The following is a 1,915-nucleotide window of genomic DNA, read 5'->3' as shown; positions in this document are numbered from 1 at the left end:
GGCGCCTCCGCCACGGCGGATTCGGCGATGGCCGGTCGAGCTAGACGGGATAGGCGTGCGTCTGCGTCGCCTTCACCGCCGCCCAGACCTCCGCGCCCGGGTGGAGGCCGAGCTCGGCGGCGGCGACCGTGGTGAGGTCGGCGGCCAGAGGCAGTTCACCCGTCAGATCGGCGCGGATCTGGTCGCCGTGGGTCTCCAGGCCCGCGACCGCGCAGCGCCAGAGGTTGCGGGCGCTGACGCCGGTGGGGCGGTCCCGGTAGAGGGTGACCGCGCTCGGCGGGAACGCCACGAACACCGGGCCGGACAGCACCTCCGTCGTGGTGATGGAGGGACCGGTGCCGAGGCGCACGGTGTGGCCGTCGGCCTCGCCCCGGTAGAGATTGAGTCCGACCAACTGGGCGATGTAGTCCGTGCGGGGGTGGCGGGCGATGTGGGAGGGGGTGCCCTCCTGGACGACCCGGCCGTCCTCGACGACGACCAGCCGGTCGGCCAGCACCATCGCGTCGAGCGGGTCGTGTGTGACCAGAACGGCGACAGCCTCGAACTCGGCGAGATGCAGACGGAGTTGGGAGCGGACCTCCAAGCGGGTGCGTGCGTCCAGTGCGGCCAGTGGCTCGTCCAGCAGGAGCAGGCGGGGGCGGGTGGCCAGGGCGCGGGCCAGGGCGACACGCTGGGCTTGGCCGCCGGACAGTCCGCGCGGCTTGGCGCCCGCGTGGTCGGCGAGTCCCAGACGGTCCAGCCATGTGGAGGCGGCGGCCCGGGCCGCCGCCTTGGTGGCGCCCTGGCAGCGCGGCCCGAAGGCCACGTTGTCGAGCGCGGTCAGGTGCGGAAAGAGCAGGTAGTCCTGGAAGACGACGCCGACCGGGCGGGCCTCCGGCGGTGTACGCTCCAGCGCCGTGCCGTCGAGCCGCAGACGGCCGTCGCCGGTCAGCGGGGTGAGGCCCGCGAGGGCACGCAGGGCGGTGGTCTTCCCGGCGCCGTTCGGGCCCAGCAGGGCGACGACCTCACCGGGCGCGACACTCAGCGCGACGTCGAGGCGGAAGGCACCGCGCTCGACGACGAGACGGGCGTCCAGACCCTCCTCGCGATCGTCGGCCCGATGACCGTGGGCGTCGGTGTCGGCGGTGGCGTCCGTGCGACGGGGTGGCTCGGTCATCCCGCCGACATCCAGCGGTCGCGCAGACCGGCCAGCACCGCGACGGACACGGCGAGCAGGACCAGGCTGAGGGCGATGGCGGCCTCCGGGTCGCTCTGCAGGGCCAGGTACACGGCCAGGGGCATGGTCTGGGTACGGCCGGGGAAGTTGCCCGCGAAGGTGATCGTCGCGCCGAACTCGCCCAGTGCACGCGCCCAGGCCAGTACGGCGCCCGCAGCGATGCCCGGCGCGATCAGCGGGAGTGTGACCCGGCGGAAGGCCGTGAAGCGGGAGGCGCCGAGCGTGGCGGCCGCCTCCTCGAAGCGCGGATCGGCGGCCCGCAGCGTGCCCTCGACGCTGATGACGAGGAACGGCATGGCGACGAACGCCTCCGCGACCACGACCCCCGCCGTGGTGAACGGCAGCGTGATCCCGAACCAGGCGTCCAGCGACCTCCCGACGATGCCGTTGCGGCCGAGCGCCATCAGCAGCGCCACACCGCCGACCACCGGGGGCAGGACGAGCGGGAGCGTGACGAGCGCCCGGACGATGCCGCGGCCGGGGAACTCGACGCGGGCCAGCAGCCAGGCCAGCGGCACACCGATGACCAGGCTCACCGCGGTGGCGGCCGTGGCACAGACCAGGGACAGCCGCAGCGCCTGCCACACCTCGGCGCTGGTCAGCAGCTCGGGCAGGCTGCGCCACGGGGCCCGTACCAGCAGGGCGACCAGCGGCACGATCAGGAACGCCAGGCCGAGCAGCGCGGGCACCAGCAGCGGC

General features: G+C 74.4%; 2 protein-coding genes. Both read right to left on the bottom strand.

The features are described 5' to 3' along the window. Positions 1 to 40: 40 nt before the first annotated feature. Positions 41 to 1,156, bottom strand: a complete 1,116-nt coding sequence (locus ACFU5F_RS42325) for an ABC transporter ATP-binding protein (protein WP_383899013.1) — start codon at positions 1,154 to 1,156, stop codon at positions 41 to 43. After that, a partial coding sequence (gene modB, locus ACFU5F_RS42320) for a molybdate ABC transporter permease subunit (protein WP_383899011.1) occupies positions 1,153 to 1,915 on the bottom strand: 763 nt, incomplete at its 5' end. The genes ACFU5F_RS42325 and modB, both read right to left, overlap by 4 nt.

This window comes from Streptomyces sp. NPDC057438 (genome assembly GCF_042802995.1).
Taxonomy (GTDB): Bacteria; Actinomycetota; Actinomycetes; order Streptomycetales; family Streptomycetaceae; genus Streptomyces.
This window is presented reverse-complemented; position numbering and strand designations above follow the sequence as displayed.